Source organism: Streptomyces sp. NPDC001902 (assembly GCF_042891295.1).
In the GTDB taxonomy this organism is placed as follows: Bacteria; Actinomycetota; Actinomycetes; order Streptomycetales; family Streptomycetaceae; genus Actinacidiphila.
Genome location: NZ_JBIATA010000050.1, coordinates 1 through 22,842, shown reverse-complemented (window position 1 = coordinate 22,842; position 22,842 = coordinate 1). Strand labels below are relative to the sequence as shown.

The 22,842-nt window shown below is 73.0% G+C and carries 20 protein-coding genes and 1 pseudogene; 9 read left to right on the top strand and 12 right to left on the bottom strand.

The window, feature by feature from the left end:
- Positions 1-84 precede the first annotated feature (84 nt).
- Together ACFYYN_RS42570 and ACFYYN_RS42565 are read right to left on the bottom strand one after the other, a co-directional pair.
- Positions 85-2,538: an ABC transporter permease gene (locus ACFYYN_RS42570; protein ID WP_500550077.1), complete on the bottom strand. Its 2,454-nt coding sequence runs from the start codon at positions 2,536-2,538 to the stop codon at positions 85-87.
- On the bottom strand, positions 2,532-3,269 hold the full coding sequence (locus ACFYYN_RS42565; protein WP_500550076.1) for an ABC transporter ATP-binding protein: 738 nt from the start codon (positions 3,267-3,269) through the stop codon (positions 2,532-2,534). The genes ACFYYN_RS42570 and ACFYYN_RS42565 overlap by 7 nt, the downstream gene beginning before the upstream one ends.
- A 212-nt stretch (positions 3,270-3,481) precedes the next feature.
- Here ACFYYN_RS42565 and ACFYYN_RS42560 point away from each other — a divergent pair, with 212 nt between their 5' ends.
- Positions 3,482-4,771: a sensor histidine kinase gene (locus ACFYYN_RS42560; protein ID WP_500359583.1), complete on the top strand. Its 1,290-nt coding sequence runs from the start codon at positions 3,482-3,484 to the stop codon at positions 4,769-4,771.
- Entirely contained in the window at positions 4,771-5,403 is a 633-nt protein-coding gene (locus tag ACFYYN_RS42555) for a response regulator (protein WP_500550086.1), read from the top strand. The genes ACFYYN_RS42560 and ACFYYN_RS42555 overlap by 1 nt, the downstream gene beginning before the upstream one ends.
- Positions 5,404-5,438: 35 nt before the next feature.
- On the opposite strand, the gene ACFYYN_RS42550 is transcribed toward ACFYYN_RS42555, so the two are convergent.
- The 4 genes and pseudogenes from ACFYYN_RS42550 to fdxA form a co-directional block, all read right to left on the bottom strand.
- Entirely contained in the window at positions 5,439-6,170 is a 732-nt protein-coding gene (locus ACFYYN_RS42550; RefSeq protein ID WP_500550075.1) for a DNA alkylation repair protein, read from the bottom strand.
- 27 nt (positions 6,171-6,197) lie between these two features.
- Positions 6,198-8,651 carry a SpoIIE family protein phosphatase gene (locus tag ACFYYN_RS42545; protein ID WP_500550074.1) on the bottom strand — a complete coding sequence of 818 codons (2,454 nt, stop codon included), beginning with the start codon at positions 8,649-8,651 and terminating at the stop codon, positions 6,198-6,200.
- Positions 8,652-8,788: 137 nt separating this feature from the next.
- On the bottom strand, positions 8,789-9,331 hold the full coding sequence (locus ACFYYN_RS42540) for a GNAT family N-acetyltransferase (protein ID WP_500324011.1): 543 nt from the start codon (positions 9,329-9,331) through the stop codon (positions 8,789-8,791).
- Positions 9,332-9,434: 103 nt separating this feature from the next.
- A pseudogene (fdxA, locus tag ACFYYN_RS42535) lies at positions 9,435-9,746 on the bottom strand (ferredoxin); the annotation flags it as partial.
- Between the two features lie 210 nt (positions 9,747-9,956).
- Between fdxA and ACFYYN_RS42530 the strand changes: the two are divergent.
- From ACFYYN_RS42530 to ACFYYN_RS42510, 5 genes are all read left to right on the top strand, one after another.
- A complete protein-coding gene (locus tag ACFYYN_RS42530; RefSeq protein WP_500550073.1) occupies positions 9,957-11,201 on the top strand; it encodes an NAD(P)/FAD-dependent oxidoreductase in 1,245 nt (414 codons plus the stop codon).
- Positions 11,202-11,386: 185 nt separating this feature from the next.
- On the top strand, positions 11,387-13,087 hold the full coding sequence (locus tag ACFYYN_RS42525; protein ID WP_500550072.1) for an L-aspartate oxidase: 1,701 nt from the start codon (positions 11,387-11,389) through the stop codon (positions 13,085-13,087).
- Positions 13,088-13,253: 166 nt separating this feature from the next.
- Positions 13,254-14,003 (top strand): SDR family oxidoreductase, encoded by a 750-nt coding sequence (locus ACFYYN_RS42520; protein WP_500550071.1) that lies wholly within the window; start codon positions 13,254-13,256, stop codon positions 14,001-14,003.
- 79 nt (positions 14,004-14,082) lie between these two features.
- Positions 14,083-14,679: a YceI family protein gene (locus ACFYYN_RS42515; RefSeq protein ID WP_500550070.1), complete on the top strand. Its 597-nt coding sequence runs from the start codon at positions 14,083-14,085 to the stop codon at positions 14,677-14,679.
- Complete coding sequence (locus tag ACFYYN_RS42510; protein ID WP_500550069.1) at positions 14,679-14,885, top strand: hypothetical protein; 207 nt, start codon at positions 14,679-14,681, stop codon at positions 14,883-14,885. The genes ACFYYN_RS42515 and ACFYYN_RS42510 overlap by 1 nt, the downstream gene beginning before the upstream one ends.
- A 12-nt stretch (positions 14,886-14,897) precedes the next feature.
- Here ACFYYN_RS42510 and ACFYYN_RS42505 read toward each other — a convergent pair whose 3' ends face one another.
- A complete protein-coding gene (locus ACFYYN_RS42505; RefSeq protein WP_500324005.1) occupies positions 14,898-15,251 on the bottom strand; it encodes a VOC family protein in 354 nt (117 codons plus the stop codon).
- 88 nt (positions 15,252-15,339) lie between these two features.
- Positions 15,340-16,062 (bottom strand): DUF6082 family protein, encoded by a 723-nt coding sequence (locus tag ACFYYN_RS42500; protein WP_500550068.1) that lies wholly within the window; start codon positions 16,060-16,062, stop codon positions 15,340-15,342.
- Between the two features lie 223 nt (positions 16,063-16,285).
- Here ACFYYN_RS42500 and ACFYYN_RS42495 point away from each other — a divergent pair, with 223 nt between their 5' ends.
- Positions 16,286-16,702: a nuclear transport factor 2 family protein gene (locus tag ACFYYN_RS42495; protein ID WP_500550067.1), complete on the top strand. Its 417-nt coding sequence runs from the start codon at positions 16,286-16,288 to the stop codon at positions 16,700-16,702.
- Between the two features lie 217 nt (positions 16,703-16,919).
- On the opposite strand, the gene ACFYYN_RS42490 is transcribed toward ACFYYN_RS42495, so the two are convergent.
- The 3 genes from ACFYYN_RS42490 to ACFYYN_RS42480 form a co-directional block, all read right to left on the bottom strand.
- Positions 16,920-19,301 carry an ATP-binding cassette domain-containing protein gene (locus ACFYYN_RS42490; RefSeq protein ID WP_500550066.1) on the bottom strand — a complete coding sequence of 794 codons (2,382 nt, stop codon included), beginning with the start codon at positions 19,299-19,301 and terminating at the stop codon, positions 16,920-16,922.
- A gap of 239 nt (positions 19,302-19,540) precedes the next feature.
- Positions 19,541-19,951 carry a VOC family protein gene (locus ACFYYN_RS42485; RefSeq protein WP_500324001.1) on the bottom strand — a complete coding sequence of 137 codons (411 nt, stop codon included), beginning with the start codon at positions 19,949-19,951 and terminating at the stop codon, positions 19,541-19,543.
- 84 nt (positions 19,952-20,035) lie between these two features.
- On the bottom strand, positions 20,036-20,608 hold the full coding sequence (locus ACFYYN_RS42480) for a GNAT family N-acetyltransferase (protein ID WP_500550065.1): 573 nt from the start codon (positions 20,606-20,608) through the stop codon (positions 20,036-20,038).
- A gap of 114 nt (positions 20,609-20,722) precedes the next feature.
- Between ACFYYN_RS42480 and ACFYYN_RS42475 the strand changes: the two genes are divergently transcribed.
- Positions 20,723-21,184: a hypothetical protein gene (locus ACFYYN_RS42475; protein ID WP_500550064.1), complete on the top strand. Its 462-nt coding sequence runs from the start codon at positions 20,723-20,725 to the stop codon at positions 21,182-21,184.
- A 12-nt stretch (positions 21,185-21,196) separates the two neighbouring features.
- Here ACFYYN_RS42475 and ACFYYN_RS42470 read toward each other — a convergent pair whose 3' ends face one another.
- Positions 21,197-22,429, bottom strand: coding sequence for an MFS transporter (locus ACFYYN_RS42470; RefSeq protein WP_500550063.1), 1,233 nt, complete (start codon positions 22,427-22,429; stop codon positions 21,197-21,199).
- Positions 22,430-22,842 lie beyond the last annotated feature (413 nt).

Sequence of the window (22,842 nt, the reverse complement as noted above, 5' to 3'; positions counted from 1 at the left end):
ACGTCTCCGTGTCCCCACGGGCCCTCGGTGTGAACGTCGCCGAGGGCCCGCCGCCCCGCGCCGGGCGGCGGCCCGGCGCGGGGTTCACTCCCGCATCCCGGCCAGTGCCGCCGCCGGCCCCCGCACGGCCAGCGCGGCCGGGACGGTCGCGGCGGCGACCGCGAGCACCGCGCACGCGCCCACGGCCGCACCGACGGCCGTCCACGGCAGTGCGATCGGGCTGTCCACCGACAGCAGGGCCAACGCGCAGCGCATCCCGGCGAGGTTGAGTGCGGCGACGGCCAGGCCCAGCAGCGCGCCGACCGCGACGACCACCAGGGACTCGGCGCCCACCAGCCGCAGCACCTGCCGCCGCGTGGCCCCGGCCAGCCGCAGCACGGCCAGCTCGCGGACCCGGTCGGAGGTGGCCATCACCATGGTGTTGACCAGGGAGATGGCGGTGTACAGCAGGGCGATGCCGAGGACGAGCAGGAAGCCGAGCCGGGTCGTGCGGTCGTTCCCGGGCCGGGCGGCCGCGAGCCACGCGTCCCGGGTCAGCGCCCGGCCGCCGGACGGCTGCACCGCCTCGCGCAGCGCGGCGGCCACCGCGCCGGGGTCGGCGCCCTGGGCCAGGGCGACGTCCACCCGGTCGACGGGAGCGCCGGGGGCGTTGGCGGGGGTGACGTAGACGCCGTTCCCGCCCGTGCCGGTGGCCATCACCGCCGCGATGCGCAGCGTCCTGCCGGTGCCGTTCCCGAGCCACACCCGGACGCTCTGCCCGACGGAGTGCCGTTCCCATTCCTCGTTGACGACGATCGACCCGTCGTCCAGGTCGCTCACCTTCCCCTCGACGAGCGGCAGCCGGCTGGTGGCGGCGAGGGCCCGGGGGTCGGCGGCGTGCGCCTCGGACCTGATCAGCGCCGGGCCGTCCTCCAGGACGTACACCGCGCTCGACGCGGTCGGTGACACCTGCGTCCCGGGGACGTCGCGCAGACGCTCCAGGGTCCGGGTGCCGAAGCCCGCGCCGTCCGGTGCGACGAGGACGAAGGCGGCGGTGGTCCGCTCGCGCGCCTCGGCGGCCTCGGCACGGCCGAGCGTGGCGGTGGCGCCGAGCAACGAGCCCGTGAGGGCGACCACCACCAGCACGGGCGAGGCGACCGCGGCGGTACGGCGCACGCCGGCGGCGGCGTTCTCGCCCACCAGCATGCCGGCCGCGCCGGGCAGCAGGCCCGAGGCCCGGGCGAGCAGCCTGGTCAGCGGGCGCAGCACGACGGGTGCGAGCAGCGCGGTCGCGGTGATCAGCAGCATCGGCCGGCTCACGTACGTCTTGCGGTGCAGCAGGTCGCCGGGGTCGCCGTACAGCGTGACGCAGAGGGTCACCACGGCGGTCAGCAGCAGCCCGCCGCCGGACAGCCACCGGCCCCACGTCATCGCCCCGGTGTCCACGGAGGCCTCGCGCAGCGCCTGGGCCGGGCCGGTGCGGCCGGCCCGCCACGAGGCCGCGGCCGCCCCTCCGAGGGCGACGAGCAGGCCCGTCCAGAACGCGGCGTGGTACGGCCAGGTGTGGTCGCCGACGGCGAACCAGCCCGGTGCCAGTCCGCCGTCGACCACCGACGCGGCCAGCCACGGCGCGGCGTACCCGCCGAGCGCGCAGCCCGCCGCCGAGGCGAGCACGCCGACCAGGAGGGACTCGGTCAGCACCATGCGGCGCAGCAGGCCCGGGGTGGCGCCCGCGGTGCGCAGCAGCCCGAACTCGCGGCGCCGCTGGGCGACCGCGAAGGCGAACGTGGACGCCACGACGAACACCGACACGAAGGCGGTGACGCCGCCGGCGGTGCCGAACAGGGCGTTCAGCGCGGTCACCGCCTCGGCGTCCCGGCCGGGGTCGGCGTCGGCGTGACGGCGCTCGTTCCCGGTCAGCACCCGGGCGCCGCTGCCGCGGACGGCGTCCCGTACCGCGGCGGCGTCCGCATCGGCCACCAACTGCACGCTGACGGGGCACAGTCGGGCGGCGCGCGCGTCGGTGTAGAACACGGCGTGTTCGAACCCGCGGCCGGGCACGGTGCCCACGACGCGGACGGTGCCCCGGTCGGTGCGCACCCGTGCGCCCGGCGTGGCCCAGCCGCCGGTCACGACGACCTCGTCGGCGGCGCGGGGCGCGCGTCCCGCACTGAGCCGGTACGGGGCGAACGCCGCGGTGGACCAGGGGTGTCCCACGAGGTCGCCGGGCCCGCCCTCGGCCCGTACGGGGAAGGACCGGTCCTCGACCACCGTGCCGAGCCGCCGCAGCCCGGCGAGGGTCGCGGCGGGTACGGCACGCGGCTGCGCGAGCGGCTGCGTCCGCTCGCCCCTCGGCGTGGCCACGCGCAGGGTGTCCTGGCCGCGGACCACGACCGGCGCCGCCGCGAAGCGTTCCGGCCCCCGTACCGGCGCGTCCTGGGAGGAGGCGAGGACCAGCCCCATCACGGCCAGCAGCGCGACCCCCAGCGACAGCGCGACGAAGCTGCCGGCGAAGGTGACCCAGCGGGTGCGCAGGGTGTGCAGGGCGAGGCTCAGCACGGCACGGCCTCCAGCCCGGTCATGCGCGCGGCGATGACGTCGGCGCCCGCCGCGGCCAGTTCGCCGTTGACGCGGCCGTCGACGAGGAACACGACGCGGTCGGCGTAGGAGGCGGCGACCGGGTCGTGGGTGACCATCACGACGGTCTGGCCCTCGTGGTCGGCCATGCCGCGCAGCAGGGTCAGCACCTCGCGGCTGGTCCGCGAGTCCAGGGCGCCGGTCGGTTCGTCGCCGAACAGCACCTCGGGGCGGGTGATCAACGCACGTGCCAGGGCGACGCGTTGCTGCTGCCCGCCCGACAGCTCCGACGGCCGGTGCCCGGCGCGGTCGCCGAGCCCGACCTGCCGCAGCACGTCACGCACCCGCGCCCGGGAGGGCCGGCGGCCGGCCAGGCGCAGGGGGAGCGCGGCGTTCTGCTCGGCGGTCAGCGACGGCAGCAGGTTGAACGCCTGGAAGACGAACCCGATGCGTTCACGGCGCAGCAGGGTCAACTGCCTCTCACCGAGACCGGTGAGGTCGGTGCCGCCGAGGAGGACCGACCCCGACGTGGGCCGGTCCAGGCCCGCGGCGCACTGCAGGAGGGTCGACTTGCCCGAGCCGGAGGGCCCCATGACGGCGGTGAAGGACCCGCTGGGAAAGGCGAGGGAGACCTCGTCGAGGGCCGTCACGGCGTTGTCGCCGCAGCCGTGCCGCCTGCTGACGGAGCGCAATCGGATGGCGTCGTCGTTCATCTGTCCCCACTCGTTCGGTGCCGGTTCTCCGCCGCGCCCGGCGGGGCGGCGTGCTCCGGGACGCGGCGCCTCCCGGACGGCTCCACGAAATCCCGTGGGACGGGTCCGGCGCAGTGCGGCAGGGGCGAGATCCGGGGTAGGGCCAGGCATACCCCCGGTCCTCCCGCCGGCCCGATGGTCCGGACCCGCGCCCGGGTCCTACGGTGATCCGCATGCAACCCAGGAATGTGTGGCAGGCGATGTCCGGACCGGGGTTCCTGCTGTCCGCGTGGCCGTGGCGCTCGCTGGCGTACCTGCTGACCGGGGTGGTCGCGGGCGCCGTCACCCTCGTGGGGATCGTGACCGCGGCGGCCGCCGGGGCCGCCCTCGCAGTCGTGCTGGTGGGCCTGCCGTTGCTCGTGCTCACCGCGCTCGCGGGTCTTCCCGTCGCCGTGCTGGAGCGGGGCCGGCTGCGCCTGGTCGACCGTGATCCCGCGCCGGGACCCCATGTGCCGCCCGCCGAGGGAGGGTTGTGGGCCTGGCTGACCACCCGGCTGCGGGAGCGGGCGACGTGGCGGGAGCTCGGCTACGCCCTGCTGTTCGCGGGTCTGCTGTGGCCGGTGGACGCCCTCCTGGTCACCGTCGCGCTGGCGGTGCCGGTCTCCCTGGTCGCGACTCCGGTGCTGATGGCCACCGCCGGGGAGGGCCACGAGGCGAAGGTGCTCAAGCAGTGGAGCGTCACCACGTGGCCCGCGGCGTGGGGCACCGCCGTCCTGGGGCTGCTGCTGCTCGCGCTCGGCGCGTACGTCCTGGGCGCCGCCGCGGGCGCCAGGGCCGGCCTCGCCCGGCTCCTCGTCGCCCCGCGCGACCGGGACCTGGGCGCCCGGATCGTCGAACTGACCCGCTCCCGCGTGCGCCTGGTGGACGCCTTCGAGGCGGAGCGGCGCAGGATCGAACGGGACCTCCACGACGGGGCGCAGCAACGCCTCGTCGCCCTGTCCATGGCCCTGGGGCTGGCCCGCATGGACGCGCCGCCCGGCCCGCTGGCCGACCGGCTCGCCACGGCCCACGACGAGGCGGGCAGGGCCCTGGAGGAACTGCGCGAGCTCATCCACGGCATCCACCCCCGGGTCCTGGCCGACTTCGGCCTGGCGGCGGCCGTCGCCGACGCCGCCGACCGCTCCGCCGTCCCCGTCGACGTCGACGTGGAACTGCCCGGACGGCTGCCCCGGGCGGTCGAGGCCGCCGCGTACTTCGTGGTGCGCGAGGCCCTCGCCAACGTCGCCCGGCACAGCGCCGCCGACCGCGCCGAGGTGAGCGGCGGGCACCGCGACGGGCGGCTCTTCCTCCAGGTGCGCGACGACGGCCGGGGCGGCGCCGAGCCCGCTGCGGGCAGCGGGCTGACCGGGCTCGCCGACCGGGTGTCCGTACTGGATGGCAGACTCTCCCTGTCCAGCCCCCGGGGCGGGCCGACCCTGCTACGTGTGGAGATCCCTTGCGAGTGGACCGAGCGCTCCGCGTAGTGCTGGCCGAGGACAGCGTCCTGCTGCGGGACGGGCTGACCGGCCTCCTCGACCGCTGCGGGCACGAGGTGGTGGCCGCCGTGGGCGACGCCGGCGCGCTGGTCACGGCCGTCGACGAGCACTCCCCCGACGTGGTGGTGACGGACGTCCGCATGCCGCCCGGCTTCCAGGACGAGGGCCTGCGGGCCGCGGTGCTGCTGCGGCAGAAGCGGCCCACCCTGCCCGTCCTCGTCCTCAGTCAGTACGTGCAGCGCGCCTACGCCGCCGAGTTGCTGGACTCCGGCGACGGAACGGGCCTCGGATACCTGCTGAAGGACCGGGTCGGCCAGGTCGAGGAGTTCGTCGAGGCGCTGTGCGAGGTCGCCGCGGGCGGCACGGTCGTCGACCCCGAGGTCGTACGGCAGTTGCTGCGCCGCCGCCGCGATCCGCTGCAGCGGCTCACCCCGCGTGAACGGGAAGTGCTGGCGCTGGTCGCGGAGGGCAGGTCGAACGGCGCGATCGCGCGCCACCTGGTCGTCTCCGAGGCGGCCGTGGGCAAGCACATCGGCAGCATCCTCGCCAAGCTCGACCTCCCCCCGGCCGACGAGACCCACCGCCGCGTCCTGGCCGTCCTGGCCTACCTGCGGGCCTGATCCATGCCGAACCCCCGCACCGGTCGCTCCGCGGGTCAGCCCGCCGCCGCACCGTGCCGCCGGCGGACCATCTCGGTGATCCAGGCCGGCGCGAACGGGGACGTGCACCCCGGGGAGGTCGGGTAGTCCTTGAGCACCTCCAGGCGCTCGCCGATGTCGACGGCGCGGGCGCGGAGCTCGGGGTGCTCGATCCCGATCTGGGCCAGGCAGTGGTTCATCGCCCACTGCAGGCGGTCCGGGGCGTCCTTCATGTCCGCCTCGATGGCGTCGAGCAGCCCCGGGAGGTCCAGGCCGTCGGGCTTCTTCGCCACGCGTTCGGTGGTCAGCGCCCATCCGGCGCTCGCCACCACGGGATCCGGGTCGGCCAGCCAGGCCACCCGCAGCTCTTCGGCGTGCGGGTTCTTCTTCACCACGTAGTTCACGAGCCAGTCGTGCACCTTGGGCGCGCGCGCCTCGCGCAGCATGACGTCCAGCTCGCCGCGCCCGAACGCCTTGGGGCGGCAGATCAGGATCGCCAGCAGTCGCGCCGCGGTGTCGTCCGTCTCCCAGAGCCCGCAGGCGAGTTCCTGCTGCGTCTTCAGCCGCTTCGCGAGGGCGCGCAGCTTGCCGAGGTTCACACCGTGGTCGTCGCCGTGCCTCTCGTTCACCGCGCGGGTCTTGGGGTCCTCCAGCGCGGCCAGCTCGGCCATCACCTCGGCCGGCCTCGTCTCGGCCACATCGGTCTCCTGTCCCTCGCGAGCGGGGTTCGGCCTACGACAGTGCCACATGCGGCCGGCGGCCGCGGCGGCCGGTCCCTACGCGGCTGAGGCGGCCACGTCCAGTTCGGCCCAGACGACCTTGCCGTCCACCGCCGAGCGGGATCCCCAGCGACGGGACATCTGGGCGACCAGGAAGAGGCCGCGGCCGTTCTCGTCCATGGAGTCCGCGCTGCGCAGGCGCGGGGCGCAGACGTCGGTGTCCGACACCTCGCAGGTCAGGGCCTGGTGCCGGATCAGGCGCAGCCCGATCGGGCCGGCGCCGTGGCGCACGGCGTTGGTGACCAGCTCGCTCACGAGGAGCTTCGTGGAGTGTTCGAGCCCGTCGAGGCCCCAGGCGGTCAGCTGGCCGGCGGCCAGCTTCCGGGCGCGGCGCACGGCGGTCTCGTCGGCGGGCAGCGTCCAGGAGGCGATGTGGGCCGAGTTGAGCGACCGGGTCCTGACCAGGAGCAGGGTGACGTCGTCGCACGGTACCTGCGCGGGGAGGGACTCCGTCGCGCGGGTGCAGAGCTCCTCCAGGGACCGGCCCGGTTCCCCGAGGGCGGCGCCCAGGCGGTCCATCCCTTCCTCGATGTCGCCGCCGCGGCTCTCGATCAGGCCGTCGGTGTAGAGGGCGATCAGGCTTCCCTCGGGCAGTTCCAGCTCCACGGCCTCGAAGGGGTCCCCGAGGCCGATGCCCAGGGGCGCTCCGGTGGGCAGGTCGGGGAAGGTGACCCGGCCCTCGTGGTCGACGATGGCGGGCGGGGGGTGCCCGGCCCGGGCCATGGTGCACACGCGGGTGGCCGGGTCGTAGACGGCGTACAGGCAGGTGGCGCCCACGACGGCGGGTGTCTGGTCCGCGGGGTCGGTGTCCTCCTCGACCAGTCTCTGGACCGTGTCGTCGAGGCGGGTCAGCAGTTCGGCGGGGGGCAGTTCCATGTCGGCCAGCGTGCGGACGGCGGCGCGGAGCGTGCCCATGGTCGCCGCGGCGTGCAGACCGTGACCGACGACGTCACCGACGACGAGGGCGACCCGGGCGCCCGACAGCGGGATGACGTCGAACCAGTCGCCGCCCACCCCGTGGTCCATGTCAGCGGGCAGGTAGCGCGATGCCGCGTCGACGGCCATGCCGCCCCTCAGCCGGCGCGGGAGCAGGTTGCGCTGGAGGGTGAGGGCCGCGGTGTGCTCGCGTGCGTACTGGCGCGCGTTGTCCAGTGCCAGGGCGGCACGCCCGACGAGTTCCTCGGCCAGCAGCAGGTCGACGTCCTGGAACGGCTCGGGGTCCGCGGTGCGGATGAACAGCGCCACGCCCAGCAGTGCGCGCCGGGCGCGGATCGGGACGACCATCAGCGAGTGGACCCCGTTCTTGCGGATCCTCGCGGCCAGGGCCGGGTCCTGGTCGATCCAGATCCCCGGGGCGATGTCCAGGATCGGCTCCAGGTGGGACCTGCCCGTGCTCAGGACGTGGGCGAACGGTGAGCCGGGCGGCACCGTGACCGGTTCGCCGCGCACCCACGCGGATTCCGGTGCTCCCTGGTGGATCGTGGCCAGACCCGCACGTCGCAGACCGGGGAGGCGTTCGCCCGTCGGGTCGATGCGCACCGGCGGTCCCTCGCTGAACGGCACGGACTGCTCCAGGTCCACGGCGACGTAGTCCGCGAGCAGCGGCACGGCGAGCTCGGCCAGTTCCTGGCTGGTCTGCATCACGTCCAAGGTGCTGCCCAGACGCGTACTGGCCTCGCCGACGGCGGCGAGGCGCTCGCGCGCGAGCCGGCTCTCGACGACGTCGGCGCTGATGACGCAGACCCCCAGCGATTCCCCGTCGGCGCCCTGGAGGCAGTGGAACGACGCCGCGAACGGATGCTCCCGGCCCTTGCTCACCGGCAGCCAGGTCCGGTACTCGTGCACCTTGGTGGTGCCGCTCTTCAGGACCTGCCGCATCACGGCCTCGAGGGCGCCCGCCTTGGCGCCGGCCAGCACGTCGACGAACCGTCGTCCGAGTCGCTCGTCGCCGGGGATGCCGTCGTGGTCCTCCATGACGTCGTTGACGAAGACGCACCGCAGCTGCGGGTCGCGGATGACCACTCCGATGGGCGCGCGCGCGAGGAGCGGCCCCCACACCGATCCGCTCAGTGCGTCCCCGGACAGGACGCCGGTGTCGGTCAGGGTCGCGAGCCAGCGTGTCGTGCCGTTCCGGCCCCGCAGCATCGTGATCCGCAGGGTGACGTCGATCGTGCGCCCGTCCTGGTGGGACACCGCCGTCGTGCCCGGCCAGCCGTTCTCGGCACGGCACTGCTCGACGAAGTCCGACATCGACGGGGTCTCCCCGAAGGACGGCAGCACCAGCGCGGCGGGCAGTCCGACCACGGCTCCGGCGGAGTGTCCGACCAGGCGCTCGGCGGCCGGCGTCCACGCGACGACCGTTCCCCGCTCGTCGAAGAGCGCGAACGCCGAGTCGGATATCCCGGGCGTGTTCACGTGCTTACCGAGTGTCACCGCGTCCGTGCAGGTCATCGAAGTCTCGTCCTCAGGCAGACAGAGTGGGCGGAATGCCCGATTTGCGTCTTCCGGGGTTGTGACCGGACAGCATCCGGATCTGTGACAGACAGCCCCGCATCCGGCACTCCCCAGGCGCCGTCCGCGGCGCCGGGTCACCGCGCGCCGGCGTCGGTGGACGCCTCCGCGGCGGCTATGTCGCCGGTCTCCGCCCAGACGGTCGTCACGCCCTCCTCGTGCAGGGTGTGGAGGGGGACGGAGGTGTGCGACAGGATCGCGGGGATCTTCTCGTCGCCGGGCAGGACGAGGCCGTAGACCTCCTTCCACCCGGCGCCGACGGCACGGTGCCCGAGGTCGCGCAGCAGACGGCTGCCGAGCCCGCTGTTCTGCCACGCGTCCTCGACGAGCAGCGCCGCCTCCGCGTTCCCGCGGTCCGGCATCAGGTGGCCCACGGCCACGATGTCGCCGGCCGGCTGCTGCACGGCCAGGTGCACGGCTCCGGGCCTGGACAGCAGGGTGTGCAGGTAGGAACGAGGATCGCCCATCGCGCGGTGGTACCGGCTCCACAGGGTGCGGGCCGAGCACCTGAGGTGCATGGCCACGGTGCGTTCGAGGTCCTGGGGGCCGACCTCGACCACATCGGGCCCCTGCCGCGCGGGCCTTGCGTTCCGCAGCCGGTCGCGAGCGAAGGGAATCACCGGCCCTCGCCTCCCGGGGCCGTCACGACGGGAACCACAGGTCGGCCTCCTCGGCCTCCTCCTTGCCGATGGCGAAGAGGGCGATGTCCTTCTTGCGGGACCGCTGCGGCGGCAACCGGGCCACGAAGGCGTGGTCCCCGTCGCCGACCAGCGGCCTGCCGTGCCCGCCGGAGCCCGAAGTGGGCGGGAAGTACTCGGCGTTGACCTCCCTGTAGCGCGCCCACTCCTGCGGGAGGTCGTCCTCGCGGAAGATCGCCTCGACCGGGCAAACTGGCTCGCACGCACGGCAGTCCACGCACTCCACGGGGTTGATGTAGAGCGTCCGGCCGCCCTCGTAGATGCAGTCCACCGGACACTCGGCGACGCAGGCCCGGTCCTTGACGTCGACGCAGGGCTGCGCAATGACGTAGGCCACCTTCTGCTCCTCGGTCGCTGCGGGGACGGACCGGTGGGCCGGCTGCCCCGGGCGTCCTTCGATCAGCTGTATGACCGGCACACCCCTGACGCCGTGACATGGCGCCCCGCCCGGAGGCCGGGCGACACGACCGGCTGTGTCACACGACGGAGCGCCGAGCGGTCTGGTGGTTGACTCTCAGTACACGGTTCGCAGCATGCGACATCCGAGATGAGGTGCATTGTGTCCCCTGAGAACACTTTCGTGATCGTCGGAGGCGGTCTGGCCGCGGGCAAGGCGGCGGAGGCTCTGCGGGAGAACGGCTACGACGGCCGGCTCGTCCTCATCGGCGACGAACGGGACAGGCCCTACGTCCGCCCGCCGCTCTCGAAGGGCTATCTGCTCGGCAAGGAGACGCGCGACTCGATCTTCGTGCATCCCGACGAGTGGTACGACAAGCACGACGTCGACCTGATGCTCGGCACGACGGTGACCGGCCTCGACGCCGGCGCCAAGGAGGTGGAGCTCGACGGCGGGCGCCGCATGTCCTGGACGAAGCTGCTCCTGGCCACCGGTTCGACCCCGCGGCGCCTGCCCGTCCCCGGGGCGGACCTGGACAACGTGCTCTACCTGCGCCGTGTGGGCGACAGCGAGCGGCTCAAGGAGGCGTTCACCGCGGGCGCGCGGATCGTCGTCATCGGCGCCGGGTGGATCGGCCTGGAGACCGCCGCCGCCGCCAAGCAGGCCGGGGCGGAGGTGACGGTGCTGGAGCACGAGGAGCTGCCGCTGCTCAGGGTCCTGGGGCGCGAGGCCGCCGAGGTCTTCGCGGGCCTGCACACCGAGCACGGCGTCGTGCTGCGCCACGGCGTGACGGTGGAACGCATCACCGGCACCGGCGGCCGCGCCGACGGGGTGGAGCTCGCCGACGGCACCCGCCTCCCCGCGGACGCCGTGGTCGTGGGCGTCGGCATCACCCCCAACGTCCAGCTCGCCGAGGCGGCCGGGCTGGAGGTGCGCAACGGCGTCGTCACCGACGCGCACCTGCGGACCTCGTCACCGGACGTCTTCGCCGCGGGCGACGTCGCCAACGCCTACCACCCGTTCCTCGACCGTCACATCCGCGTCGAGCACTGGGCCAACGCGCTCAACCAGCCGGCCACCGCCGCGCAGGCCATGCTCGGCAAGGACGCCGTCTACGACCGGCTGCCGTACTTCTACACCGACCAGTACGACCTGGGCATGGAGTACACCGGCTACGTGGAGCCCGGCGGCTACGACCGCGTCGTCTTCCGCGGGGACCGGGCGGCTCGGGAGTTCATCGCCTTCTGGATGTCGGGGAACCGCATCCTGGCCGGCATGAACGTCAACGTGTGGGACGTCGTCGAGCCGGTCCGCGACCTGATCACCTCGCGCGCCGCGGTCGACGACGCGCGCCTGGCCGACCCGGACGTGCCCCTGGACCGCGTCGTCGCCTGACGACCGGTCCCGTGGGCGTGGGACGGCCGGGTGATCCGGTCGTCCCACGCCCTTCCGGACGCCCCGCCACGCGGTCCGGGGGGCGGGGACCGCTGTCACAGATGGCTTGACCGCCCGGTCGTATGGGGTGACAACCAAGTCGATCGGAGCAGACCGTGGCCCTCACTGAACGACACATTTCCACCATGGTGCTGGTGATCGGTACCGGAGGAGCAGGACTGCGAGCGGCGATCGAACTGGCGGAGGCCGGTGTCGACGTCCTCGCGGTCGGCAAGCGGCCCAAGGACGACGCCCACACGGCCCTGGCGGCCGGAGGCATCAACGCCGCGCTCGCCACGATGGACCCCGAGGACAGCTGGCAGCAGCACGCCGCGGACACGCTCAAGGAGAGCTACCTGCTGGCCGACCCCCGCACCGTGGAGATCGTCACCCAGGGTGCGGCCCTGGGCATCGACGACCTGGAGCGGTACGGCATGGCCTTCGCCAGGGAGGAGGACGGCCGGATCTCGCAGCGCTTCTTCGGCGCGCACAAGTACCGCCGCACCGCCTTCGCCGGGGACTACACCGGCCTGGAGATCCAGCGCACGCTCGTGCGGCGGGCCGAGCAGCTCGACATCCCGGTGCTCGACGGCGTCTACATCACCCGCATCCTCGAGCACGACGGCGCCGTGTTCGGCGCGTACGGCTTCGACCTCACCGACGGCACGCGCTACCTCATCCACGCCGACGCCGTCATCCTCGCGGCCGGCGGCCACACCCGGATCTGGCGGCGCACCTCCTCCCGGCGCGACGAGAACACCGGTGACTCGTTCCGTCTGGCCGTGGAGGCCGGCGCGCGGCTGCGCGACGCCGAGCTCGTGCAGTTCCACCCCTCCGGCATCATCGAGCCGGAGAACGCGGCCGGCACGCTCGTCAGCGAGGCCGCCCGCGGTGAGGGCGGCATCCTGCGCAACGCCCTCGGGGAGCGGTTCATGAGCCGCTACGACCCCGAGCGGATGGAGCTGTCCACCCGCGACCGCGTCGCCCTCGCCTCGTACACGGAGATCAAGGAGGGCCGCGGCACCCCCAAGGGGGCCGTGTGGCTGGACGTCTCCCACCTGCCGCGGCAGACCATCATGAACCGGCTCCCCCGGGTCTACCAGACGCTGCTCGACCTGCAGATGCTGGACATCACCCGCGACCCGATCGAGATCGCGCCCACCGCGCACTACTCGATGGGCGGCGTCTGGGTGCGGCCCGAGGACCACAGCACCGACGTCCGCGGCCTGTACGCCATCGGCGAGGCGTCCAGCGGCCTGCACGGCGCGAACCGCCTGGGCGGCAACAGCCTCATCGAGCTGCTGGTCTTCGGTCGCATCACGGGTCAGGCGGCCGCCGCCTACTCGCTGGGACTGACCTCGCAGCCGCGGTCGGCGGCGGCGGTGGCGCAGGCCCGCGCCGAGGTCGACGACCTGGTGGCGGCGGACGGACCGGAGAACGTCCGCGCCCTGCAGCGCGCCATCCGCAACACCATGACCGAGCATGCGGGCGTGGTGCGCGACGAGGAGGGCCTGCGGGCCGGTCTGGCGGAACTCGACCTCATCGAGAAGCGCATGGAATCCGTCGGTGTCCACCCCGACATCGCCGGCTTCCAGGACCTCGCGCACGCCTTCGACCTCAAGTCGGCGGCCCTGGCGGCGCGCGCCACGCTGGAATCGGCGCTGGAGCGGCGTGAGACCCGCGGCTGCCACAACCGCAGCGACTACCCGGAGCAGGATCCCGCGCTGCGGGTCAACCTCGTCTGGTCCCCCAGGACCGGCGTCACCCGGGAGAGCATCCCGGACATCCCCGAGGAGATCACCGCCCTGATGCAGGAGGTCTCCACCGAAGGCAAGCTCGTCGAGTGAGGACGCTCGCGTCCTGTGAGGGATCCGGGGGCCCGCCGCATCGGGCCCCCTGTCACAAACGGCTCCGCTGCCCGGTCTTCCCAGCGAAGAGACACCGGCCGGTGCCGGTGGGGCGCCCCACCGCCCCTTGCGCGTCACGCACGAGAACATCCGAGAGGACTCCATCATGAAGGTCGTAGTCATCGGCGGAACCGGGCTGATCGGCTCGAAGGTCGTCAGCAAGCTCAACGAGCACGGGCACGAGGCCGTCGCGGCCTCCCCCAACACCGGCGTCAACACCCTGACCGGCGAGGGTCTCGCCGAGGTCCTGCAGGGCGCGCAGGTCGTGGTCGACGTCTCCAACTCGCCCTCGTGGGAGGACGACGCCGTGATGAACTTCTTCCGCACCTGCACCGGCAACCTCATGGAGGCGAACGCCAAGGCGGGTGTCGGCCACCACGTCGCGCTCTCCATCGTCGGCACCGACCGGCTCCCGGACAACGGCTACTTCCGCGCCAAGCTGGCCCAGGAGGAGCTGATCAAGGCGTCGGGCATGCCCTACTCCATCGTCCACGCCACGCAGTTCTTCGAGTTCGTGAACGGCATCGCGGACGCGGGGACCGAGGGCGACACGGTGCGCATCGCGCCCGTGAAGTTCCAGCCCATCTACTCCGACGACGTGGCCACGGCCGTCGCCCGCACCGCGGCCGGCACGCCCCTCAACGGCGTGGTGGAGATCGCCGGCCCGGACGTGTTCCGGTTCGACGAGCTGGTCCGTGACGTGCTCACCGCCCAGAACGACCCTCGCAAGGTCGTCGCGGACCCGCAGGCCCCGTACTACGGGTCCGTGCTGCAGGACGGCTCGCTCGTCCCCGGCGCCGGCGCGCAGCTCGCCGCGACCCGCTTCGCCGACTGGTTCGCCCAGCAGCAGCGGTGACCCCCGCGGGTGGCCCCTGCCCCCGGTGGGGGCCACCGCAGCCGTCCCCGACCCACCCGTACGAAGAGGTCGACCCGCCATGCCCAGGAATTGCGCGGAAACCACCGTCCCCGGCTCCCGTCCGCGGGAGGAACTGACCGGTGCGTACGTCATCGACCCGGTCCACAGCGCGGTCGGCTTCTCCGTCCGGCACGCCATGGTCGCCAACGTACGCGGCAGATTCACCGCGTTCGAGGGGTTCCTCCGGCTCGACGCGCTCCATCCGGCCCGTTCGGAGGCCCACGTGAGCGTGCAGACCGGCAGCCTGGACACCGGCGTCCGGGCGCGGGACTCGCACATCACCGGCCCCGACTTCCTGGACTCGGCGACGTTCCCCCTCATGGTCTTCCGCTCCACCGCGGTCGTCCCCCTGGACGAGGACCGCTTCCGCATGACGGGGAACCTCAGGATCAAGGACGTCGAACTGCCGCTGCACATCGACCTCGACTACGGCGGCACCGCCCGTGACACCGACGGGCAGCGACGGGTCGGCTTCGAGGGCTCGGCCGTCCTCCGGCGTTCGGACTGGGGCCTCAACTGGAACGTCCCCCTGGAGACCGGAGGCGTGCTGCTCAGCGACAAGGCGCGGCTCGAACTCAGTGTCTCCGCGCTGCAACTCGGTCCGGAGGCCCTGTGATGACCCGATCCGCCGACCACCAGCCCGACACTTCGTCCACCGCCGCGGCACTCACCGCCCAGGCCGTGGTGCTGGAGCGACGCGTCATGGAACTGCGCCGCGAACTTGCGGACGTCGCCGATCGCATGACCGCCGTCGCCGAGGCCCTGAGCGGTCTCCGCAGCTCCGGTCTCCTCCCCGACCAGGCCACGGGCGACGACCACTGAGGGGCCCCGCGGTCAGGCGGGCTGCCACAGCTCGATGCGGTTGCCCTCGGGATCGGTGACCCAGCCGAACCGGCCGACGCCGTCCATGTCCTGCGTCTCCTCGGCCACGTCGGCGCCCTTGGCCCGCAGTTGTGCGAGCATGGCGTCCAGGTCGCGGACCCGGAAGTTGAGCATGGTCTGCTGGGTGCGGGACCCGAAGTAGTCGGTCCCGGACTCGAAGGTCGCGAACACCGTCGGCCCCGCCTCCTGACGCCACAGGCCGTGCTCATCGGCGTCCAGGCCCAGGCAGTCCCGGTACCACGCGTTCAGAGCCGCGGGGTCGGCCGCCCGCAGGAAGTAACCACCGATTCCCAGCACACGTTCCATGCCGCCCATCCTGCCAGGACGGCGATCAGGACGCGCGGCACCACACCATCGCCCGACGGGCCCCCGGGGCGGCACCCGGGGACTGTCTTCAGCGTCGGCCCCGCAGGACCGCTCCCAGGGCCAGACCGGTACCCAGACCGATCAGGGTGCCGGACACGGCCCACCGCCGGCGCGGTCCCCGGGGAGCAGGGGCGCCGGGCACCCGCGGGGTGCGCGCCGGGGGCCCGGCGGCGACGGCCCGGGCGAGTTCCTCGCCGACGACGCCCAGGAAACGACGGCCCGCACGGCTCCCGGACGAGCGGGCGATCCACGAGGCACGGGCCCTGCTCCAGTAGTCGCGCCCCGCTTCCCCGGTGAACATCCCGGCCAGCATGTCCCGCAGCAGGCCCTCGGGGATCGTCCCGATCTCGTAGCCCATCCACGCGTAGTTCATCATCAGGTCGGCGTAGACGTGCCGTCTCCGTCCGTCCGGATCGGCGATGTCCGTCGCACCCCAGACGGGCTGGAACAGTGCCATGTCGTCGAGCTCCAGCCGGGCCAGTTCCAGGTAGTAGCCGCGGATCCCCTGGATCTGCTCGGCCCTGGCCTGCCGGTTCTGGACGATCAGCGACACCGCGACACCGGCCAGCGCGAGTGCCGAGACGATCGCCGACGTGAAGCCGTACGCGGCACCGACCTGGCCCAGCCGGTCCCAGTCCACCCCCCGCGAGCCGGAGATCCCCTCCAGCACGAACGGGGACAGCAGGACCGCCGCCAGCACGACCGCCGCGGCCGCCAGCTGCCCCAGGAACCCGGTGACGCGTCGGGCCAACGAGCGCCTCCCCACCGGACGATGACGGACCATCACAGCGCACCCTCCCCCAAGCCGGGCCCTCCCGGTTGCCACGGGCTGATTGTGCCGTGCCGGCGTGGGGGCCGGGGTGTGACCCCGCTCGTAGGAGGCTGCGCCTACCAGTTGGGAGGGACGGGCTCGTGGAGCGGGCCGTCGCATTTCTGAAACACTCGGCGCGCCGGACGACTCCGATCATGAAGGAATGCTGGACATGAGCCATCCATCGCCCGTGGACACGGTCCGGAGTTTCTGTGCGGAATTCGGACCCACCTACGACGATGCCGTGGCCACCTGTCACCAGTTCCTCCATCCCGACGTCAACTGGCAGTCCGTCATCTTCAACGACCATCCCGTGGACGGCCTGGACGCCCTCCTCGACGACCTGCGCCGTGCCCTGGAGACCTTCCGCGCGAGCGGCTTCCGTATGGATGTACGTCACATCCAGGCCGACGGAGACGTCGTTTCCGTGCGCCGGACCGACGAACTCCTGGATGGGGAGGGACATTCCATGGAGGCACACGACATCGTGTCGACCGTCTGTCTCGAGGACGGCAAGATCCGGTGCGCGAGGGACCGCTTCTTCGACCCGAGCAGGTCCGCAGACGCGTGGGGCGACTGACGGCGGCGTCCACTCCTGGACCACCGCCGCGGTCTGCAGGCGAGCCGCGTCCTGGCCGGGCGGGGCGCCGAACATGCGGCGGTACTCGCGGCAGAACTGCGAGGGGCTGGCGTACCGGACGGCGTGACCGACCGCGGCGACGTCGTCCGGTGCCGCGATGAGCCGCAGCGTGACGGCACGGGGGCCGGGGCGTGATCGCCCCGGCCCCCGCCGCGCGTCAGGCGCCGACGTAGGAGGCCAGGTGCCGGCCGGTGAGGGTGGAGCGGGCGGCGACGAGGTCCGCCGGGGTGCCCTCGAAGACGATCTGCCCACCGTCGTGGCCTGCTCCGGGCCCGAGGTCGATGATCCAGTCGGCGTGCGCCATGACCGCCTGGTGGTGCTCGACGACGATGACGGACTTGCCGGAGTCGACGAGCCGGTCCAGCAGACCGAGCAGTTGCTCGACGTCGGCGAGGTGCAGGCCGGCGGTCGGCTCGTCGAGGACGTAGACGCCGCCCTTGTCGCCCATGTGCGTGGCCAGCTTCAGCCGCTGCCGCTCACCGCCGGACAGCGTGGTGAGCGGCTGGCCGAGGCTGAGGTAGCCGAGTCCGACGTCGGCGAGCCGGCCGAGGATGCGGTGCGCGGCGGGCGTGTGCGCCTCGCCGGCGCCGAAGAACTCCTCGGCGTCGGTGACCGACATCGCGAGCACCTCGCTGATGTCGCGGCCGCCGAGGTGGTACTCCAGCACCGAGGCCTGGAACCGCTTGCCCTCGCACTCCTCGCAGGTGCTGGCGACGCCCGCCATCATGGCCAGGTCCGTGTAGACCACGCCGGCTCCGTTGCAGGTGGGGCAGGCGCCCTCGGAGTTGGCGCTGAACAGCGCGGGCTTCACGTCGTTGGCCTTGGCGAACGCCTTGCGGATCGGGTCGAGCAGTCCGGTGTACGTCGCCGGGTTGCTGCGGCGCGAGCCGCGGATGGGGCTCTGGTCGACGGACACGACCCCGGCACCGGCGGGGATCGACCCGTGCACGAGGGAGCTCTTGCCCGAGCCCGCGACGCCGGTGATGACGGTGAGCACCCCGAGCGGGACGTCGACGTCGACGTCGCGCAGGTTGTGCGCCGTGGCGCCGCGGACCTCCAGGTTGCCGGTGGGCTTGCGCACCGTCTCCTTCAGGGACGCGCGGTCGTCGAAGTGGCGCCCGGTGATGGTGCCGCTGCTCCGCAGCCCCTCGATGTCGCCCTCGAAGCAGACGGTGCCGCCGGCCGTGCCGGCGCCGGGGCCGAGGTCGACGACGTGGTCGGCGATGGCGATCGTCTCCGGCTTGTGCTCCACGACGAGCACCGTGTTGCCCTTGTCCCGCAGGCGCAGCAGCAGGCCGTTCATCCGCTGGATGTCGTGCGGGTGCAGACCGGTGGTGGGCTCGTCGAAGACGTAGGTGGTGTCGGTGAGCGAGGAGCCGAGGTGGCGGATCATCTTGACGCGCTGCGCCTCGCCGCCCGAGAGCGTGCCCGACGGCCGTTCGAGCGAGAGGTAACCGAGTCCGATCTCCACGAACGACTCGAGGGTGTGCTGCAGCTTCGTGAGCAGCGGCGCGACCGAGGGCTCGTCCAGGGCGCGCACCCATGCGACCAGGTCGCTGATCTGCATCGCGCAGGCGTCGGCGATGCTGATCCCGGCGATCTTCGACTCCCGGGCACCTTCGCTGAGCCGCGTGCCGTCGCACTCGGGGCAGGTGGTGAAGGCGACGGCGCGGTCCACGAACTCGCGGATGTGCGGCTGCATCGCCTCCTTGTCCTTGGCGAGCATCGACTTCTGGACCCGCGGGACCAGTCCCTCGTAGGTCATGTTGATGCCCGCGATCTTCATGCGGGTCGGCTCGCGGTGCAGGAAGTCGTGCAGTTCCTGCTTGGTGAAGGTGCGGACCGGCTTGTCGGGGTCGAAGAAGCCGGACTCGGCGTAGAGCCGGGCGTTCCAGCCGCCGCCCTTGTAGCCGGGGACGGTGATCGCACCCTCGTTGAGCGACTTGGAGTCGTCGAAGAGCTGGCTCAGGTCGATGTCGGAGACCGTGCCCCGGCCCTCGCAGCGCGGGCACATGCCGCCGGTGCGGGTGAAGGTGACCTTCTCGGCCTTGCTCGCGCCGCGCTCGACGGTGATCGCGCCGCTGGCCCGGACGGAGGGGACGTTGAAGGCGTAGGCGCTGGGCGGGCCGATGTGCGGGGTGCCGAGCCGGCTGAAGAGGATGCGCAGCATGGCGTTGGCGTCGGTGACGGTGCCGACGGTGGAGCGGGGGTCCGCCCCCAGCCGCTGCTGGTCGACGGTGATCGCGGTCGTCAGCCCGTCGAGGACGTCGACCTCGGGGCGGGCCAGTGTCGGCATGAAGCCCTGGACGAAGGCGCTGTAGGTCTCGTTGATCAGCCGCTGCGACTCCGCGGCGATCGTGTTGAAGACCAGGGAGCTCTTGCCCGAGCCGGAGACTCCGGTGAACACCGTGAGCCGGCGCTTCGGGATCTCGATGCTGACGTCCTTCAGGTTGTTCTCGCGTGCACCGTGCACGCGGATCAGATCGTGGCTGTCGGCAACGTGCGGCGCAGGCGACTGCGCGTCCGCCTTCTTGGCCATGTGTGTCGTCTCTCCATCTGTCTGGTGCGTGCTGGGCCGCCTTGGCGGTCTCCGTCGGCGTCGCCTGGTTCGATCTGACCGGCTTCGGTCAAGTATGTCCGGTCCCCCCGCGTCGGTGGGGCGCGGCCACGGTAACCGTCCACCGGGCCGCCCCGCTCCCCCTTCGGACCGGTCCCCGTCGAACGGACCGTGTGGTGGCCGGGTTCCCGCCGCGGCGCGGGAGCGGGGTCACGGGGCGGTCAGCGGACCTCGTTGAAGCGGATCGTGTTGCCCGCGGGGTCGCGGAAAGCGCAGTCGCGGATCCCGTACGGCTGCTCGGTCGGTTCCTGGACGACCTCGGCGCCGCCCGCCACGAGCCGCTCGAAGACGCCGTCGAGGTCGGGCGTGCCCAGGGTGAGGCGGGCGTAGGTGCCCTTGGTCATCATCTCGGTGATGGTGCGGCGCTCGTCCTCGGTGATGGCCGGGTCGGCGGCCGGCGGCTCCAGGACGATCGACGTGCCGGGCTGGTCGGCGGGGCCGACGGTGATCCAGCGCATGTCGCCGTAGCCGACGTCGTTGCGGACCTTGAAGCCGAGGGTGTCGCGGTAGAAGGCCAGCGAGGCCTCGGGGTCGGTGTGCGGGAGGAAGGTCCAGTGAATGGTGATGTCCATGGCCGTCACGCTAGCCGCGGCCCGCTCGCGGGGGCTTCTCCATTCCTGACCGATCCTCCCGGGCGCGCACGGTGACCCCCGTACTCAGAGCGCGCGACCCGGCAGGGACGCGCACCACTGGTCCGCGGTCATCCGCCAGACGACCTCGATCCCCACCTCGCCGGGGGCGGACGGGCCTTCCGGTTCCGGTACGCGTGCGATCTCGGTGAAGCCGAGGCGGCGGGCGACGGCTCCGCTGGCGGCGTTGGCGGCGTCGTGGTGGATCTCCAGCCGGTCGATGCCGGTCAGGCCGAATCCCTGGCCGACGAGTGCGGCGGCGGCCGCCGTGGCGAGTCCCCGTCCGGTCCACCGGGGGTGGAGCCAGTACCCGATCTCCAGGCCGCCCGCACCGATGCGGCGGTGAAGTCCGCAGCTGCCGATCACCACGCCCTCCGACGTGATCGCGTAGGCGTACGCCTCCCCGCTCCCCCACTCGTCCTGGCTGCGGGCCAGGAAGCCGGCGGTGTCCCGTCTTCCGTGGCCCGCAGCCCAGGGCATCCAGGGCGCCAAGTGGTCAAGGGACTCGTGGATGGCGTGGTCCAGGGCGTCGACGTCGCCGGTGCGCCAGCGGCGCAGTTCGACCTGGTCGGAGCGGAGGATCTCGGCGGGCTCGTCCATTCCCGGATGCTCTCGCAGCCTCCCGGAACCCGACAACGGGATTTCGCCTGGCAGCGGCGGTGGGGGCCGGGGGGCCGTGCGGCCCGTCGGGTCCGCTCTGATATGCCTACCAGAATGACTGCACATGCCGCCGCCCTGGTCGATGTCTGCGAGTGGGCCGCCGCGTGCCGCGGGCGTACCGGGGACCTCCTGGCCGGTCTCGGCCATGCTCCCGATCTCCTGCGGACGGACCCGGGGACCGCGGCACACGTCCTCGACGCGCGCCTGGCCCGGGAGATCCCCGCTCTCCTCGACCGGGACGAGTGGGTCGAGCTCCACACGCTGCTGGTGGCCTGCCTCGCGGAGTTCCTGATCAGCGCGCACGGCGCACGCTGGGCATGGTGCGAGGACTCGGCCTCACCCGTGGGCGGCCGCTGGGTCGTCACCGGGTTCACGCATCCGCTGGGCGGGCGGACCTCGGCGGTCGACGTGGGCGCGCTCGCGGGCGACGCGCTGGCGTCCGCGCCGGCCGTCAGCCTCTACGCGCTGATCGACCGCGCGGAGCTGGCGGCCGGCCTCCGCCTCGTACGCGGCTGAAGGTTCCCGCCCTCAGTTCGCCCTCGGCTCCGCACGCGCCGGCTGTCCCTTCCGCGTCCGCAGGAGACGCAGGCCCGCGAGGCTCTGGAGGGTCATCGCGGCGGCTGCCGCGGTGGTGATCGCGAAGCCGCCACGTGCCCCGGACGAGTCGACCGCCCAGCCGGAGACCGCCGCCGCGGCGGCCGAGCCCGCAGCGCCGGCGGAGCCGAGCCAGGAGAACGCCTGGGTCAGGACGGCCCGGTGGACGGTCGACTCGGTGAGCACCGAGAAGAGCACCAGAAGGGGCTGGATCGTGGCACCGGTCAGGAGGACGACCAAGCCGAGCCCGAACGGTGAGCCGACCGTGGGCAGCAACAGCGTGCCGAGCAGGAGCGCACTGGTCGCCGCCAGCAGTTGCACCGGGGGCGTGGCGCCCCACCGGCGCGCCCCGTACACCCAACCGGCCAGCAGACCGCTGCAACTGGAGACGGTGAAGACCACGGCTGCGGCGCCCGGTGCGCCGTGCTCCACCGCGAAGGCGGTCACCGACACCTGCATGGCGCCGAAGAAGACACCGAGGGCGAGGTTGAGCCCCATCAGAACCAAGACCGCGCCGCACAACAACGACCGGCCCGCACGCGCGTGCACGGCGCTGCCGGCCGCCGGTGGGGGCGCGCTGCCGCGCTGCGCCGCGAGAACCAGGCCGCCGGCCACCGACAAGGAGGCGGCGAGCACCACGCCGGCCGCGGGCTGTCCGGCCGCGGCGAGTGCGCTGACCAGCGCCGGGCCCACGAGGTAGGCCACCGCGTTGCCGATCGACTCCAGCGCGAAGGCGGTGGGCAGTTCCGCGGCCCGGTCGGTGCGCAGCAGTGCCGCCCAGCGTGCCGCGGACATCGCGCTGAGCTGGGGAAGGCTGGCCCCGACCAGCGCACCGCCCAGGGTCATGAGGGCGTCGCAGGCGTCGGCGGCGACCAGGGATACCAGGACGGCTACCGCGAGGGCGTGGGCGAGCAGTGCGGGCGGCAGGACCCGGGTCTGCCCGAACCGGTCGACGAGCCGGGCCAGTTGGGGCGCCACAAGCGCGTCGGTCACCGCGAATCCGCCGCCGACGAGGCCGGCCGCGGCGAAGGTGCCGGTATGGCTGTGCACGAGCCAGACGATGCTGAGGCCGGTCATCGCGATGCCGACGCGTCCGAGCGATGCGGGCAGGAAGAAGGCCGCGGCGCCGGGGGTACGCAGCAGGGAACGGTAGTTCGCCGAGGGCACGGCGATTCCCTTTCGCTGCCCGGCGGGACGGCCCACCTGGGACGTCGGTGCCCGGATGTGCCGTCCCGTGGAAGCCGCCTGAAACCGTCCAGTGGTGGTGCGGAGAGGGGGCACGCGCCCCGCACCGACTCCATCACCGGGCAGAAATCTTGACGTGTCGTGGGTGGCCATCTTCGACGCCCGCTCCGGTGATGTCCATGCCCCGCGCACCGGCCGCCCGGTGCGCGGAGCTGTCGGCGTCGCGGCCCTAGGTGTTCTGTCCGGGGAGGTTGTGGACGGGTGATGTAGGTCTCGGTTGAGGGATCTTGAAATGGGTGTGGGCCTTCTGGCCTGGTGTGGATTGCGACATCTGCACCGGCGACCAGAAAGGCCCTCGTGCCACACCGTAATGCACCCCTGACCGAGACCGGACG